We start from the raw sequence: 18027 nt of genomic DNA on the forward strand, positions 1-18027 counted from the left end.
GTCTTCTTTTATATCAACTTAATTATTTATGTCTAATGACTCTCATGACTTTCATCATGCTAGACACTAATGAACTATCTCTACGATAAACTAAAAATCTTGGTTCCCAATTAGGGCTATACTTTTCCTTATACTTACGCAAGCCTTGGAAGCGATATAAACCATTAAAGTGTTCAAACACACGGCCTGCGACACGCTCTCTAGGATATGCGTAATCTAACTGGCCTACATTAGATAAAGTCGCCATGCCCATATTAAACGCTTTATAGCCTTTCTCTTTACCCCATAATAGCATATGCAAGTATAAGCCATCCATTAATGGTAAATCTAAATCTGGTAACCATCTAATTAAGTCTACTGAAATAGCTTCGTTATAATGTGTTGGCATTAAACTACAGAACGCAATAATCTTACCTTCTTCATTCTTCATAATACCAATAGGTGCTTCTTTTAAATAATCTTCAGTAAACTGACCTACAGAGAAATGCATTTCATTACGACCATCTAACCATTGGTCACTTACCTCTTTAAGTTCGTTAAATAATTCTTTTGAAAATGGAGGTTCAACAATTTCAAATTGAATATTTAAATCACTAAATTTATTTAATGTTGCACGGAAGCCTCGACGTTTTTTACCAGAAGTTGTAAATTGCGTTAAATCAATAATAGCTTCTTCTCCAAGTTTGAAAAATTGATTTCCGAAATTATGATACAGAGGCATGAATCTATCAGAAACTTGATAGAAAATAATGTCATATCCTAACTTTTCAGCATAATTATAAAACTCAATTAATAACGATTGGAATGATGCCGTGTCTCCAATAGGATCGCCTAAGACGACTAGTGCATTGGATTTATAACGATACATTAAGAAAGCTTGTTCATTCTCATGCATGAAGATATCTTTATCTCCACTATAGATTAAATGACTGAGATAATTACCGCCATAGGTTTCAATAATAGATTGGCATTGAGATAAATCTTCAACTTTGTGCGGTCTAGTAAAGCGAATTTCTAATAACCATTCGATAAGACCTACAATAATAACTACCACTAAAATTGTTAACCAGAAATAATATTTTAATAATGACGTATCCATCTCAATATGATAAATATCTAAAGCATATAATGTTTCTGAGATAATTAAATGATTAATGTATAAAACGATAATACTAAATAGTAACGTTAATAATACATTTCTTAATCTAAATGGACGTTTTAACACTCTAGCACGACGATACGCTAAAATAAGTAAGATAAAGATAAGTACTAACCACGCTAGTAAAATAAATGAAGCGTACGTATAAATTGTCGCAGCAAAGATTAAAATTAACGCAATCATTACGAAGATAATCGCTCTTCTACTTTGTTTAAAGATACCTTTAACATTAATCAATAATATTAAACAAGCACTTGTATGAATTGATAATACAATATAATAAATAAAGTGATCCGCATCATAAAGGCCATCGTATACAATAGTAATATTGTTAATAAAGAAGATGATACTTGTTAGTAATACGAGAATTGATAATGCAAATGAGGGAATCTTCGACACGATGTCTTTTTGGTAAGAAAATAAAAACGATGTGACATCTTTAGCTGGTGCGTAATATCTAGATTCTTCAAAGTATTTACGCGCAGAAGAACCAAATTCAAAGGTAGATAGAATAAGTGCGATAATTACCGGCACGAAATAATATGCGAAACGATATAGCAATAATGCTAATAAAACTTTCTCTTCTGGTACGCCTAGAGATTTCAAGCCAAGTAAAACGACTAAATCGAACGCCCCAAAGCCACCAGGGATAAAACTTACTAGTCCAGCTAAAGCGGCAATGATGAAAACTCCGATAACTGTCGTAAACGCTACATGGCTATTAACAATTACTGTAGATAAGTAAAGTACTACTGCTGCAGCTATCCATTCCATGCTTGAAACTAACGTACAATAAACACCTACAAACTTATTGCGTTGATCAATAGGTTTGATGATGGTGTAAGCAATAAATATTGGTAAGAATAAAGCAACAACGTACAGTATCCATCTTACCCAACTAATTTTGTTGAGAATGTGGGAAGCATTGAAAATATGTAATACAACTAATATAGAAAGTAAACTTAATCCTGTTAACATGGATACAAGAATAATTGAAATCGCGTGAACGAGTTTCTTTCTATCAGATGTATAATTTTTATATACAAATGCTCTAAATCCTGCTCCGATAAAACCACCAAAGCCTACAATCGCATTGAAGGCATTAATAATATAACTCAATCTAAAGACTCTCGACCATGCGATATCGAGTTTAAGTGCTTTAACAAGTATTAAGTCATAGAGACTCAGTAATATCATTGAAGCGCCACCACAAATAAATAATCCAATTAAATGCCAACGATTGATTTTACCAAAGGATTCTAACGTTTCTTTAAAATTAATATTAGCTAACTCGTGATATAGCGTTACCACTACGGCAATAAATAACACAGCTGCAAATACAAATTTTAATATTGATAAAATTCTATTTTTAAATTCTTCAGTCATTATTTCACTTCTATCCTTTATCTTAAGTTAATTAAAAATATATCATACCTTTTTCGGAATGAACATATACTGATACTTTAATTAAGCTAACAGTATTGTAATGTAAAGCAGTCTTACGCAGAATAACTCCGCTCCCTTTTCATTTTCAAAAATAAAGCAAAATAAAAAGTCACAACAAATGAACTTCACTTGTCATGACTTTAAACATTAAATTATTCTGCTTCAGTAAAATCTTTATGTTCTTCTTGTTTAATTTCGTATTGACCAGCATCCTCACCATAATACTTATTATAACGACGTTTAAATAATAAGAAGAGATGTGATACTAACACTTTCAAAATAGCATAACCAGGAATACCTAGTATAACCCCTACAATGCCGAGTAAATTACCAGCACTTAACAAGATAAAGATGATTGTAAGTGGATGGATTTTCAATGTTTTACCCATAATATTTGGAGAAATGAAGTGTCCTTCAATAAATTGAACGAGTGTCCATACGATAATCAATTTTAATAGCATAAACGGAGAAGTGATTAACGCAATAACGATAGCTGGGGAAATCGCAATCGTTGGACCTAAATAAGGTACAACACTTGTTACCGCTGCGATTGAAGCTAATACTAAACCGTAATCTAGTCCAATAATGCTATAACCGATAAATAATAAGATACCAATACAGAATGATACGATAATTTGTCCTTGAATATATGAACCAACTTGTACGCTCATTTTTTCAATTAAATCATGGTAATCTTTTCTGAATTTTGGAGGCATTACCTTAGTACTAAAGTCTTTAAATTTATGTCCATCTTTTAACATAAAGAATAATACGAATGGTGTCGTTACAATAACAACGCCAACGTTCACGATTGTTTCAGCAAACGACATAATTTTAGTACTAAATCCATCGAAATAATTTGAAACTAGTGTAGGCACTTTATTTGAGAACGAATCTAACCCATCTTGTATCTGCCCATAAAATGAAGACAGGAATGAAAAATGAGTCACTTTATCAATTAACCCGTTAAATTTTTCAACATACTTCGGGAAGTTATTAACTAATCGCGTAATTTGATCCCCGATAACCGGAATTAATAAATTAACGATTAAAGTAGCGCCACCTGCAATAACTAAAAAGACAATAATAATACCAAGTAATCTTGGAATATTATATCGTTCCATCAAATTAATTACAGGATTAATTAAATAGAATAAAATAAGTGACACTATAATCGGTGCTACAATTGTATTAAATACAATGATAAAGGGATGGAAAACATAAGAAACTTTATCAAAAATAAATATTACAATACCGAGTAACACAAGTGAAACTAAGGCAAATATTAAATCTTTGCCACCTAAAAATTTCATAAAACGCGTTTCAGAAAAGCTAAATTTTTTCGACTTCTTTTCTTCAACTGGTTGTTGTTCAGTTGTCATGTTTTTCACCATACCTTAACTAACAAATATAAACTTTTGAGTGATTTAAGCGATGCTTAAATGTAAACTTCAACTAACTAACATCATAACATGAAATAACTCAATTTGTATTTATGTTTTACGTAGTGATTTGCGTTTCGAAATGATAAATATGTAACGTTAAATATACTATTTCAGACTCATCTACGGAAACATTAATATGTTTTTGAATCATTTTAGAGATTTTAAATGCTGTATTATAGCAACTAGCATAATGTTGTTTAACCATATTGATAAAGACCTCTTGTGCTTGAAGATGTTCTTGTTTATTCAATCTACGTATAAGGAATTGAATATGTCTAATAAATCTTTGATATTGTACGGTTTGATTATTAATTTTATGGTCTAAATCATTCTCAATAATTAAAATACTCTTACTGATTAATTTATTAATTAATGACATTTCATGGATGGATAAATCTTCAGTATTAGAAGCAATATGAAGGGCTATGAAGCCTATTTCATCACGAGGAAATTCAACATCTAACCGTTTATTCAATCGTTCTATTACTTGGCTTGCGATAGTGTAGGCATCGCTATATAAATGCATGGTTTCCATTGCGAAAGGATTATTTATCACTTGATTTTGTTTAAGTCTTTTATATGCAAAAATAATATGATCAGTTAACGCTACAACTAAATTTTTATCATCAGTCGTATTGATTTTACTTGTAATAAAATTAACCGCCTCAATAATAGCATGTATGACGTCTTCATCAGCTAATTCTATTAGAGATTTATAATATTCTTGTTGTTGCTTTTGCTCTAATTTATAAACTTTTTCAATTGAAGCATTATCATCTAGCATCATGCCAGGCTTTTTATTAAATCCGATACCTTTGCCTATCAGAATGACCTCTTGTTGATTATTATTAGTGCATATGATGACGTTATTATTTAAAGTCTTAGAAATGTAATACTCGCTCATCATAATCACCTTTCTTTTTTTATGATTAAAATTATATAGCTAAATACTATAATTGAAAAGATATCTCACTCAAACCAAAAATACCCCTTTCAAAGTACTTTCTTTCATAGGAAAGAGCTTACTCTGAAAGGGGTATATCATTATGATGCAGCCAATATTAAAATTATGACTTAGTATTTTTTAGGAATCTTGTTTTCTCGACCCCATGTTTCAATACCGAATAAGTTAATTTCTAAATTCTCAGGTTTGAATACAGGTTTCTGACCTGCTTTACGTTGACGTTGGTAATCTTTAATCACTGCGATAGCTATATTTGACAATCCTATAATTGAAACTAAGTTTACAATAGCCATTAAGCCCATGAATAAGTCGGCAGTACTCCATACTGTTTCAGTTTTAACAACTGCGCCTACGAATACTAACACAACAACTAAACATCTAAAGATAAATAATACTACTTTATTGTTAGATAAGAATTCAATATTAGATTGTCCGTAATAATAGTTACCTACTACAGATGAGAACGCAAATAGCGTAATCGCTATAGTTAAGAAAATACCACCTGCTGAACCTAAATGTTCATTTAAAGCAGATTGCGTTACTTCTACACCTTGAGGTGCATTTTCGCCAAATTTTAAACCAGAATATAATAAAATCATGATTGCAGTGGCTGTACATACTAACATTGTGTCAAAGAATACACCTAGTGATTGAATTAAACCTTGTTTCACAGGGTGAGGTACTGCTGCAGTCGCAGCTGCGTTAGGTGCAGAACCCATACCAGCTTCGTTTGAGAATAATCCACGTTTAACACCTTGTAAAATAGCGGCACCAACTGCTCCGCCTGTCACTTGTTCTATACCAAATGCACTTTTAATAATTGTACCAATCATTGGAATAATTTGATCAAAGTTTAAAAGTAAAATGACTAAAACCATACCAATATAAATAATCGCCATAATAGGCACAATTAATGATGATAACGTCGCGATACTACGCACACCACCAAAGATGATGATTGCAGTAATAACAGCTAAGATGATACCTGTGATAACAGGACTTACGTTATATTGTGTTTTTAAAGATTCAGCAATCGTGTTTGATTGAACTGTATTAAATACAAATGCAAACGTTACTGTAATTAAAATAGCAAATAAAATACCTAACCATTTTTGGTTTAAACCTTTAGTTATGTAATATGCTGGACCTCCGCGGAAGCCACCTTCTTTATCATGTACTTTATAAACTTGTGCTAAAGTTGCTTCGACAAAGGCACTCGCTGCACCAATAAAAGCAATGACCCACATCCAAAATACAGCACCAGGGCCACCTAATACAATTGCTGTAGCTACGCCGGCAATATTACCAGTACCTACACGTGAACCTGCACTAATCGCAAATGCTTGGAATGGAGAAATACCTTTCTCCCCACTATTCAATGTTTCAGGTTTCTCTGTTAAAGCTCTAAACATTTCAGGTAACATACGCAACTGAATAAATTTAGAACTAATAGTGAAGAACACACCTACAGTTAATAATAGTCCAATAAGATATTGAGACCATATTAAATCATTTCCTACCTGAACAATCGATTTGAACCATCCAGGAATTAAACTATCAAAATCGCTCAATGAAATCCCCCTACTCTATTTTTTAAATAAAATCTTAAATACACTACAAGAGATTTATATTAAATTGAATAAAATCATTAAGCATTGTTAATCACTCGCATGCTTTTAAATCTTTACTCAAAAACAATATAAATCTCTTGTTAATTATTAAATGTTAAAATAACAAAATTAAGTTTATCATTTTATGAATAACTTGAAAATATAAAATCTCAAATTTTATTCACTAATTGTCATGTCTAAGACGTCACCAAACTCATTTGTATCTACAATAAATGAGCCATTTGTATACTGTTCAGACACGTGAATATCAGAAATCTGACCTGTTTTAGTATGCGCTGCTGACACTAAAGTATAAGTTTCTTCATTTCTGACTACATGTCCCGCTACAAGACGATGCGGATTTTTCTTTAATTCTTTAAGCAATGTAATACCTCGTTGGGCACGTTTAGCTTCTTGTAAAATTGTAAATTTAATACGTTTAACTGCACCTCTTTGAGTCGCCATAATAATAGTATTATCTGGACCCACTGCTTCAGTCATTACTACATGATCTTCGTCTTTTAAGTTAATTGATTTAACCCCTGCTGCTCTTAAACCAGTGTCTGATAATTCAGATGTTGAATACGTTAATGACATACCTTTATGCGTTAATACAGTAATGAGTTGATCTTCACTTAATCGGATAACATTAATCACTTCATCGTTATTTTTAACTTTCATCGCAACTAACGGTTTGTTATAACGCGTCGTTTTAAATAATGGCACACCGCTTCGTTTAATCATACCGTTACGCGTTGCTATAACGTAATATGCGTCATCTTTGAAATCTTTTTCGTTATACACATCTACAACCATTTCATCATCTTCTAATGGCACAATTTGAGATACGTGTTGTCCTAATTCTTTCCAACGTATATCTGCTAATTTATGAACCGGGATAAATAAATATCTACCTTTATTCGTAAATACTAAGGCTGTATCTTGTGTATTAACAGTTTGATACTTAAGCAAGCTGTCGCCATCTTTTAAACCAACTTCAGTGACGCCACTCGCATTAAAACTACGCGTAGATGTACGTTTAATATAGCCTTGACGTGTAACACTTAAGATAACTTCCTCACTAGGAACCATGACTTCTTTATCAATTTTAATTTCTGCGATTTCCGCTTCAATTGTTGATAAACGATCTGACTTAAAGCGTTTTTTAATGTCTGTTAATTCATTTTTGATAACATCCAATAATGCATCATGATTATCTAAAATATGATGATACTCTTTAATGACTTCTTTTAATTCGTTAAATTCATTTTCAAGTGAAACAATATCTGTATTTGTTAAACGGTATAATTGCAACATAACAATCGCTTCCGCTTGTGCTTCAGTGAAATCAAATTTAGCTACTAAATTCTCTTTGGCATCTTTCTTGTTTTTAGAACCACGAATTAACTCAATCACTTCGTCTAGAATAGATAAAGCTTTCATTAACCCTTCAACAATATGCATACGTTTCTCAGCATGTTCAAGGTCAAATTTTGTACGATTAGTCACAACATCAATTTGGTGACCAAGATAACTATCAATAATTTGACGAATACCCATTAATTGAGGACGTCCATTACTAATTGCCACCATATTAAAGTTATAAGCAATTTGTAAATCTGAATTCTTGAAAAGGTAGTTCTTAATGGACTCAGCATTGACATCTTTTTTCAATTCAATGGCAATTCTTAAGCCAGTACGGTCTGTCTCATCTCGTACTTCAACTATGCCATCGACTTTTTTATCTGCACGTAACTCATCGATACGTTTAACAAGTGAACTTTTATTAACTTCGTAAGGTATTTCCGTAACGATTAATTGTTGACGACCATTACGCAATTTTTCTACGTCTACTTTCGAACGTACGATGACTTTACCTTTTCCAGTTTCATAAGCTTTCTTAATACCATCAATACCTTGAACAATACCGCCAGTTGGGAAATCAGGCCCTTTGATGTATTTCATAAGCTGACTTACTGAAATGTCAGGATTATCGATATATTTCAACGTTGCTTGAATCACTTCCCCTAAATTATGAGGAGGGATATCTGTTGCATAACCAGAAGAAATCCCAGTTGACCCGTTAACTAATAAATTAGGGAAACGCGCAGGCAGTACCATAGGCTCTAACGTTGTATCATCATAGTTAGAGATAAACGATACCGTTTCTTTATTGATATCACGCACTAATTCTTCAGATAACTGACTTAATTTCGCCTCAGTATAACGCATCGCTGCAGGAGGGTCATTATCAATACTACCGTTATTACCATGCATCTCCACTAAGACATGACGTAATTTCCAGTCCTGACTTAGACGCACCATCGCATCATAAACTGAAGAGTCACCATGTGGATGATATTGACCAATAACATCCCCCACAGTTTTAGCACTTTTACGGAAGTTCTTATCATAAGTATTTCCACTACTAAACATTGCAAATAAAATTCTGCGTTGTACAGGTTTTAAGCCATCACGAACGTCAGGCAACGCACGTTCTTGAATAATATATTTACTATATCGTCCAAAACGATCACCTATCACGTCTTCAAGTGATAAATCTTGAATTATCTCACTCAATTTCCTTCCTCCTCAGTATATTCTTCAGTTTCTAAGACTTGGACTTCAGTATTATCGAGTATACTTTGATCTTCTTGCATACCAAACTCTACATGACTTTCAATCCATTCACGACGAGGCGCAACTTTGTCTCCCATTAATGTCGTTACACGTTTAGATGAACGCATTTCATCTTCAATTTGTACACGGATTAATGTTCTAGTTTCCGGATTCATTGTTGTTTCCCATAACTGTTCAGGATTCATCTCACCTAAACCTTTATAACGTTGTAACATAAATCCTTTACCAAGTTTCTTCTGAAGCTTTTCAAGTTCATCATCAGTCCAAGCATATTCTACTTTCTTAGACTTGCCTTTACCTTTTTCTAATTTATATAACGGTGGTAAAGCGATAAATACTCTGCCCGCTTGCACTAATGGTTTCATATATTTAAAGAAGAACGTTAATAGCAATACTTGGATATGCGCACCATCTGTATCGGCATCGGTCATAATAATAACTCTGTTATAGTTACTATCCTCTAATTTAAAGTCGTTACCAACACCAGCACCAATTGTATGAATAATCGTATTGATTTCTTCATTTTTGAAAATGTCTTCAAGGCGAGCTTTCTCAGTATTAATAACTTTACCTCTTAACGGCAAGATAGCTTGGAATTTACGATCTCGACCAAGTTTAGCAGAACCACCAGCAGAGTCACCCTCAACTAGATATAATTCATTCTTATCTGTATTTTTACTTTGAGCAGGTGTTAACTTACCTGATAATAATGTATCCTTACGTTTATTCTTTTTACCAGAGCGTGCATCTTCACGTGCTTTACGTGCCGCTTCTCTAGCTTGTTGTGCTTTAATTGCTTTTTTAACAAGTGACTTAGATAATTGTCCCTTTTCCTCTAAATAAAATGGCAATTTCTCTGAAACCACTGAATCAACGGCACTACGCGCTTCAGATGTACCTAATTTAGATTTAGTTTGCCCTTCGAACTGTAATAATTCTTCAGGAATACGTACTGAAATAACCGCAGTTAAACCTTCACGAATATCATTACCATCTAAGTTCTTATCTTTTTCTTTTAATTCATTAATGCGTCTTGCATAATCATTAAACACACGTGTCATCGCAGTTTTAAATCCTACTTCGTGTGTACCACCATCTTTAGTACGTACGTTATTAACAAAACTTAAAATACTTTCAGAGTATTGATCATTATATTGAAAAGCCACATCAACTTCAATGCCATTAGCAGCACCAGTAAACGTTGTTACATCATGTAATGTCTCTTTGCCTTCGTTAATATAACTTACAAACTCTTTAATACCTTCTTCATAATGGTATACATCTTCTCTTTCTTTACCGCTACGTAAATCAGTTAACGTAATTTTAAGATTCTTTAATAAGAAAGCGGATTCTTGTAAACGTTCACTTAAAGTATCAAAGTTGAACGTTGTTGTAGCTTTAAAAACATCTGGATCTGGCTTAAATGTTACTTTAGTTCCAGTTCTTTTTGTTTTACCAGCTTTAACTAAACCTGACGCTGGTACGCCGCCATTCTTGAAGCTTTGTTTGTAAATATTACCGTCTCTATGTATTTCAACCTCTAACCATTCACTTAACGCATTTACTACTGAGGCACCTACACCATGTAAACCACCAGATGTTTTATAGCCACCTTGGCCAAATTTACCCCCTGCGTGTAAGACTGTAAATATAACTTCTACAGTAGGTTTACCTGATGAATGCATACCAGTAGGCATACCACGTCCATTATCTTGAATTGAAATACTATTATCTTGATTGATTGTTACATCAATTTCATTCCCATAACCATTTAATACTTCGTCGACGGAGTTATCGACAATTTCATATACTAAATGATGTAATCCTCGCTTATCAGTAGATCCTATATACATACCCGGACGTTTTCTAACCGCTTCCAATCCCTCTAGCACTTGGATAGAATCATCTGAGTAGTGATTTGTTTTTTTCGTCGTCAATCTGTTCGCCTCCTACAAACGTACGTTCGTTTTAAAAACTATACAATAGATATTCTTATATAAATTAAGTTAAATTGCAAGTATGAGTTATACACTATAACGAATAATACAAATGTAATAAACATTTTTTCGTTTTCAGTCGTTGTTAAGTCGTAGATTATGGTAAAATAAATCTAAGTTACTAAAGGATGTGTAAAGTTATATGATGATAGTGCTCATGTTACTTCTTAGCTATCTCATCGGTGCTATTCCTAATGGATATGTTATAGGGAAGCTCTTTTTCAAAAAAGATATAAGACAATTTGGAAGTGGAAATACGGGCGCAACAAATAGTTTCCGTGTGCTTGGTAAACCAGCAGGCTTTATAGTTACTTTCCTAGATATATTCAAAGGATTTATAACTGTATTCTTTCCAATATGGTTTCCAGTGCATGCTGATGGACCACTTAGCACGTTCTTCACGCACGGTTTAATTGTTGGTATATTTGCTATTTTGGGTCACGTATATCCTGTTTATCTTAAGTTTAAAGGCGGTAAAGCGGTAGCAACAAGTGCTGGTGTAGTATTAGGGGTTAATCCTATATTATTACTTGTATTAGCTATTATCTTCTTTGGCGTTCTTTATCTTTCAAAATATGTTTCACTTTCAAGTATCATTGCAGCAATCAGCTGTGTGATTGGTTCTTTATTTATACAGGACCATATTTTATTTTGGATGAGCTTATTTGTCTCTATTATCTTAATTGTAAGACACCGAACTAATATTGTAAGAATATTTAAAGGAGAAGAACCTAAAATTAAGTGGATGTAATCTCCTTATTCATTATAGAAGCGTATGAGTTTTAAATATTATAATTTAGTCTAATAATAGACTTTGATTTGAGAGCAAGCTGATGAAATCGTTTGAATTAAAATTGATTTCTAGTTTGCTCTCTTTTGTTATTATGAACTGCCTAAGCTTATAAAGTTTTTTAAAAGTTTCAATATGTTATAATTTTGACAGTTCTCATAAAAATTATGTTAATTATAAATATATAGGTAATCAAGGAGGATTCTAGAATGAAAATCAAATTATCTGATCAAGCTGTAGAATGGTTTAAAGATGAATTAGATTTACCTGAAGATAATAAAGTTTTACAGTTTTATGTTAGATATGGTGGAGAATTCCAACTTAAACAAGGCTTTAGCCCAGCATTTAGAGTAGAACAACGTGATGATGTTGAAATTGGCTATGAAGAAAATTACAATGATTTAATTGTAGTGGTTGCAGAAGATGATTTATGGTATTTCGAAGATAGTGAAGTACTTGTAGAAAAAGTAGACCACGATGATGAAATTGCCTATTCTAAAATAAATTAATGATAAAAGAATATTAAAGATAAGACCATGAGGCAGTAATGTGACACGCTCTCATGGTCTTTATTATTGGTTAGAAATCTAAATCTTTGCTACTAGTAACCTCTAAATCTTTACCCTCTTTATTTAACGCTTCAACTTTACTATATGTTTCGTGCCATTCCGGGAAGTAACGGTCTAATCGAATTGGTCTGAAATTGCTCGCTTTCATACAAATAAGTTGAGTTGAGCCAGTTGTAGCTAATTCCCCTTTTTCGTTATACACTTCATAATTATATTGTGAACGTAATCTTGAATAATGCTCTACCCAAGTTTTGATTTTAACTTTTTCAGGATAAAAGATAGATTTTTTATATTGAATTTGTAAATCCATTACTGGCGAAATAATGCCTTCTTTTTCCATATCTGCATAACTAAAACCTAACTTACGAATATAATCTGTGCGGGCTACTTCAAACCATGTAGCATAATTGCCATGATAGATTACACCCATTTTATCTGTTTCTTGATATCTAGCTTCAATTTCAGTCATACTGTAGATCATATTTAAGTACCTCTTTTCAAATATCTTACAATTTAATAGTAACATAAATAAGCCATGCCAACATATATGTCAGCATGGCTTAAAAGCAATTAAAATTATTGCGCTAATTTATTTCTTAATACCATTTGTAAGATACCACCATGACGATAGTAGTCTAATTCTACTAATGAATCGAAACGAACGATTGCTTCAAAATCAACAACTTCGCCGTTTTCTTTTTTAGCGTGAACTTTCACAATGTCATGTGGTTTAACGTCTTCATTAATATCTACTGAAATTTCTTCTCTACCATCTAGGCCTAATGAATCAGCTGATTCACCATCTTTGAATTGTAATGGTAACACACCCATCATTACTAAGTTAGAACGGTGGATACGTTCGTAACTTTGAGCGATGACAGTTTTAACGCCTAATAAGTTAGTACCTTTAGCAGCCCAGTCACGAGAAGAACCCATACCATAGTCATTACCTGCTAATACAGCTAAGTCAGTACCGTCTTCTTTGTATTTCATAGCTGCATCGTAAATTGGCATTACTTCATCAGTTGGCCAATAAGTAGTGTAACCACCTTCAGTACCTGGGGCTAATTGGTTTTTAATACGGATGTTCGCAAATGTACCTCTTACCATTACTTCATGGTTACCACGACGTGAACCATAAGAGTTAAAGTCACGAATTGGCACATCATGGCTTAATAAGTATTTACCTGCTGGCGTATCTTTACCGATAGCACCTGCTGGAGAAATATGGTCAGTAGTTACTGAGTCACCAAATTTACCCATTACACGTAAATCTTTTAATGGTTCAATTGTACCAGGTTCTTTAGATAAACCTTGGAAGAATGTTGGGTTTTGAATGTATGTTGAATTTGGATCGAAGTCATATAATGGTGCGTCTGTAACATCGATTTCATTCCACATTTCATTATTGCTATAAACGTTTTTATATTCTTCTAAGAATAATTCTGGAGTTACAACGCTATCAACTGTATCAGCCACCTCTTGAATTGTAGGCCAAATATCATTTAAGTATACGTCTTCTCCGTCTTTACCTTTACCGATTGGTTCATTTTGTAAATCAATATCCACTGTACCAGCTAAAGCGTAAGCAACTACTAATTGAGGAGATGCTAAATAGTTAGCTTTAACTAATGGGTGAATACGACCTTCAAAGTTACGGTTACCTGATAAAACAGATGTAACTAATAAATCTTCATCTGCAATAGCTTTTTCAATTTCAGGTAATAATGGACCTGAGTTACCGATACAAGTTGTACAACCATAACCTACTAAGTTGAAACCTAAATCATCAAGATATTCTTGTAAGCCTGAATCACGTAAGTAACCAGTTACTACTTTTGAACCTGGTGCTAATGATGTTTTTACAAATTCAGGTACTTTAAGACCTTTTTCAACAGCTTTCTTAGCCACTAAACCTGCGCCTAACATTACGTATGGGTTAGAAGTGTTTGTACATGATGTGATTGCAGCAATTGCAATATCACCTGTTTTCATTGTAGCTGTTGAGCCATCTTTGAATTGAATTTCAGCTTTCTTATCAAATTCGCTTTCATCTAAACCATGTCCTTGGTTACCTGCTGGAGCAGTAACAGACTTTTCAAATTCTGATTTCATGTCACTTAAGAAAATTAAATCTTGAGGACGTTTAGGACCTGATAATGAAGCTTCAACTGTTGATAAATCTAAATCGATAACATCAGTATAAGCTGGATCTTCTTTATCCGCAGTAAAGAACATATTATTTTGTTCTAAGTATGCTTTAACTAATTCTACATGTTCTTCTGAACGACCAGTTAATTTCATGTATTTAAGTGATTCTTCATCTACTGGGAAGAAACCACAAGTCGCACCATATTCTGGAGCCATGTTAGCAATTGTAGCACGGTCAGCTAATGGTAAATCTGCAACACCTGGACCAAAGAATTCTACAAATTTACCTACCACGCCTTTTTTACGTAATTCTTGAGTGACACGTAAAGCTAAGTCAGTAGCAGTTGAACCTTGTGGTAATGAATTTGTTAAACGTACACCGATAACTTCAGGAATTGGGAAATATGATGGTTGTCCAAGCATACCCGCTTCAGCTTCGATACCACCAACGCCCCAACCTAGAACGCCGATACCATTAATCATTGTTGTATGAGAGTCTGTACCTACTAATGTATCAGGGAATGCCGTTTGTTCACCTTCAACGTCACGTACATGTACTACATTGGCTAAATATTCTAAGTTAACTTGGTGTACGATACCAGTTGCTGGAGGTACTGCATTGTAGTTATCAAATGCTTTCGTTGCCCAGTTTAAAAATTGATAACGTTCATAGTTTCTTTCAAATTCTAATTTCATATTTCGTTCTAGTGCCTCTGGATTAGCATAGCTATCAACTTGTACTGAGTGGTCGATAACTAAGTCTACTGGCACTTCAGGATTGATCTTATTAATATCCCCACCAACATCATTCATCGCTTTACGTAATGATGCTAAATCAACTACAGCTGGCACCCCAGTAAAGTCTTGTAGGATAACACGAGATGGTTTGAATGGAACTTCCCCTTCATTACCTTCATTACCAAAATTACCTAAAGCTTTGATATGTTCATCAGTAATAACGAAATCATCTTCTTGTCTTAAAACAGATTCTAATAAAACACGAATTGAATAAGGTAATTTACTGATTTTGGTTAAACCTTGCTCTTCTAAACTTTTTAAATCATAGTAAGTATATGATTTACCATTTACTTCAAACGTTTTTTTAGCTTGTTCTTTTATGTTAGAAGTCATATGTTTATCCCCCTTGAATATTAACATTTTATAATTATATGCCTTTAATTAAATTGTATAATTATATGTTTTTTAAAACAACTCTGTACCTCTAGTTTTCACACTATTTAGCTTTCGCATTTTTAATCAGAGTATATAAGTAATACTTATCATATAACCCTAGTGCAATAAGTAAATATTATTAATTGAGAATGATTTTCATTGCCAAATGTTAAATACTTTAACGTTACATATAAAAAAACCCCGAAAGAGTTATACTTTCGAGGTTTTTTACATAGGATAATCTATTATTTTCTTTCAACTTCAGAAGCTTTGTGGACTTCACGTTTTTCTAAAATATCAGAGTCATCTTCATGTTGATATTTAATATAATCTTTCATTCTATCTTCGTTAGGTTGTAACGTTAAACCTAAGAATTTGCGTTCTTGGTTAGCATCTTTAAAGAAACTAATCATCATCATTATGACGACAAAGGAGAATGGGAAAGCACTAATGATAGCTGCACTTTGAATAGCGTTAAGTGCATCCGGACCATTTCCTCCACCAGCAAGTAATAAAATAAACGCGATTAATGCTTGAGCAATACCCCATGTCACTTTAACTATACTGCTTGGTTCAAGTGAGCCATATGTTGTTTGCATACCAAGCACGAATGTTGCTGAGTCTGCTGAAGTAATAAAGAATGAAGCAATTAATACTAATGCGATTATTGATAATACCATGCCTAATGGAACATGGTTGAATACGCCAAACAATTGAGTTTCTGGTGTCATTTTGAATAACTCAGGATGTTTTTTACCTGTTTCAATACCTAAAACGCCAAATACACTGAACCATAAGAAACTTACAATTGCAGGCACTAATAATACGCCTGAGATGAATTCACGAATTGAACGTCCTTTAGATACACGTGCAATGAATACACCTACGAATGGGCTCCAGCTTAACCACCAGCCCCAATAGTAAAGTGTCCATGAAGACATCCATTCACGTTTTTGACCATTTAATGCTGCAGTATCAAAACTATTAAATAAGAAAGTATTTAGTAAACTACCAGTTGAACTAGTAAACATATTTAATATTAATACTGTTGGTCCAATAATTAAAACAGCAATCATTAATACTGTTCCTAAACCAATATTTAAGTTACTTAAGTATTGGATACCTTTGCTAAGTCCTGACCAAGCACTAGCAATGAATAAAATAGTAACAATAACGATGATAATTGATTGAACCCAAACATTATTTGGGATACCGAATAGATAGTTAAGACCACCGTTAATTTGTAAGGCACCCATACCTAGAGAAACCGCAACACCTACAACAGTTGCGAAAACTGAAAGTACGTCAATAATTGTGCCGATTGGTCCTTCAACTTTATCACCTAAAATTGGGCGAAGCGTTCTTGAAATTAAACCTGGTTCATCTTTTCTAAATTGAGAATAAGCTAAGGCAAGCGCAACAACGCCATATACTGCCCAAGCGTGGAATCCCCAGTGGAAGAATGTTGAACGTAACGCTTCAGTATAGGCTTCAGTCGTTTTAGGATCAGCATTTGGTGGTGAAGCGAAATCAGCCATTGGTTCAGCTGCACCGTAGAATACTAATCCAATCCCCATTCCTGCACTGAATAACATAGCAAACCAAGAAATTGTATTAAATTCAGGCTTATCACCTGGTTTACCAAGCTTAAGTTTACCGATTGGACTAAAAATTAAAAATATACAAAAGAACACGATTACCGTAGTCAAAATCATGTAATACCAGCCAAGTTTATCAGTGATCCATCCACTTATAGCGCTAGTAACAGAGTCGAATTGTTGAGGTAAAATAGCCCCTATTAACACAACAATAGCAACTACTATAGCACTATAGATAAAAACTGGCGAAAACTTCTTTCCTTTTTTGTTTCCTTCAGAAGAAGAATTCATAATAAATATACTCCTTTCATTCCCGTATTAAATTTTCAAAGTGCGTAGAAATAATATAACTTTATTTCAATAACTCTAATTAATAGGATAACAAAGGCGTTTTTCTTTAGCAAATTCCATTAAAAATATGTTTTACTAAATATTTTATATGATGTATAATATATTTTATTCTGTATGAATGGAAGGAGTTTATA

11 protein-coding genes are annotated in these 18027 nt (G+C 33.2%); 2 read left to right on the top strand and 9 right to left on the bottom strand.

From position 1 onward, the window contains the following. Positions 1–22 precede the first annotated feature (22 nt). The 6 genes from mprF to parE form a co-directional block, all read right to left on the bottom strand. On the bottom strand, positions 23–2545 hold the full coding sequence (gene mprF / locus CD127_RS10885; RefSeq protein WP_103366729.1) for a bifunctional lysylphosphatidylglycerol flippase/synthetase MprF: 2523 nt from the start codon (positions 2543–2545) through the stop codon (positions 23–25). Between the two features lie 212 nt (positions 2546–2757). Next, the gene (locus CD127_RS10890) at positions 2758–3987 is read right to left on the bottom strand and encodes an AI-2E family transporter (RefSeq protein ID WP_103298144.1); all 1230 of its coding nucleotides are present in this window, start codon (positions 3985–3987) and stop codon (positions 2758–2760) included. 118 nt (positions 3988–4105) lie between these two features. Further along, positions 4106–4954, bottom strand: a complete 849-nt coding sequence (gene glcT / locus CD127_RS10895; protein ID WP_103366730.1) for a glucose PTS transporter transcription antiterminator GlcT — start codon at positions 4952–4954, stop codon at positions 4106–4108. Positions 4955–5124: 170 nt separating this feature from the next. After that, complete coding sequence (alsT, locus tag CD127_RS10900) at positions 5125–6585, bottom strand: glutamine transporter AlsT (protein ID WP_103366731.1); 1461 nt, start codon at positions 6583–6585, stop codon at positions 5125–5127. A gap of 216 nt (positions 6586–6801) precedes the next feature. Further along, complete coding sequence (gene parC / locus CD127_RS10905) at positions 6802–9204, bottom strand: DNA topoisomerase IV subunit A (RefSeq protein ID WP_103366732.1); 2403 nt, start codon at positions 9202–9204, stop codon at positions 6802–6804. Continuing rightward, on the bottom strand, positions 9201–11201 hold the full coding sequence (gene parE, locus CD127_RS10910) for a DNA topoisomerase IV subunit B (RefSeq protein WP_103366733.1): 2001 nt from the start codon (positions 11199–11201) through the stop codon (positions 9201–9203). The genes parC and parE overlap by 4 nt, the downstream gene beginning before the upstream one ends. 202 nt (positions 11202–11403) lie before the next feature. On the opposite strand from parE, the gene plsY reads away from it, so the two are divergent. Together plsY and CD127_RS10920 are read left to right on the top strand one after the other, a co-directional pair. Next, positions 11404–12012 carry a glycerol-3-phosphate 1-O-acyltransferase PlsY gene (plsY, locus tag CD127_RS10915; RefSeq protein ID WP_103298149.1) on the top strand — a complete coding sequence of 203 codons (609 nt, stop codon included), beginning with the start codon at positions 11404–11406 and terminating at the stop codon, positions 12010–12012. 248 nt (positions 12013–12260) lie between these two features. After that, a complete protein-coding gene (locus tag CD127_RS10920) occupies positions 12261–12560 on the top strand; it encodes a HesB/YadR/YfhF family protein (RefSeq protein WP_103298150.1) in 300 nt (99 codons plus the stop codon). Positions 12561–12630: 70 nt separating this feature from the next. Here CD127_RS10920 and menI read toward each other — a convergent pair whose 3' ends face one another. The 3 genes from menI to CD127_RS10935 all read right to left on the bottom strand — a co-directional run bounded on the left by menI (position 12631) and on the right by CD127_RS10935 (position 17833). Then, a complete protein-coding gene (menI, locus tag CD127_RS10925) occupies positions 12631–13101 on the bottom strand; it encodes a 1,4-dihydroxy-2-naphthoyl-CoA hydrolase MenI (RefSeq protein ID WP_103298151.1) in 471 nt (156 codons plus the stop codon). A 95-nt stretch (positions 13102–13196) separates the two neighbouring features. Continuing rightward, the gene (gene acnA / locus CD127_RS10930; RefSeq protein ID WP_103366734.1) at positions 13197–15902 is read right to left on the bottom strand and encodes an aconitate hydratase AcnA; all 2706 of its coding nucleotides are present in this window, start codon (positions 15900–15902) and stop codon (positions 13197–13199) included. A gap of 287 nt (positions 15903–16189) precedes the next feature. After that, a complete protein-coding gene (locus CD127_RS10935) occupies positions 16190–17833 on the bottom strand; it encodes a BCCT family transporter (protein WP_103366735.1) in 1644 nt (547 codons plus the stop codon). Positions 17834–18027: the final 194 nt, after the last annotated feature.

The organism is Staphylococcus petrasii (assembly GCF_002902565.1).
GTDB classification, from domain to species: domain Bacteria; phylum Bacillota; class Bacilli; order Staphylococcales; family Staphylococcaceae; genus Staphylococcus; species Staphylococcus petrasii.